The sequence below is a fragment of the Rhizohabitans arisaemae genome, assembly GCF_025996515.1.
Classification (GTDB): Bacteria; Actinomycetota; Actinomycetes; order Streptosporangiales; family Streptosporangiaceae; genus Rhizohabitans; species Rhizohabitans arisaemae.
The window spans coordinates 1-233 of sequence record NZ_BLRH01000064.1; the positions used below are offsets into that span (position 1 = coordinate 1).

1 pseudogene is annotated in these 233 nt (G+C 72.5%); it reads right to left on the reverse strand.

Annotation, left to right across the window (positions count from 1 at the left end):
- Positions 1 to 233: pseudogene (locus RUR_RS36690) on the reverse strand (hypothetical protein); the annotation flags it as partial.

A 233-nucleotide genomic window follows, 5' to 3' on the forward strand; every position in this document is an offset into this window, starting at 1 on the left:
GTCGTTTCGTGCTGGATCGCGTTGATTTTCTGGCTCCCGGGGCCGCCCCCGAAATAGCCCGCGGTGTCGATCACCGCACCGCCGGGGGTCGCGGCCTGCGCGTGCGCCGCGAACTCCCCGGCCTTCCGCAGCGCGCCCTCGGGGTTCACCACCCCGAAGCCGACGTCGACGTTGTAACCGCCCTTGGGACGGCGCCTGGTCGAGCCGGCGATCGCCTGGGCGACCACGGACGG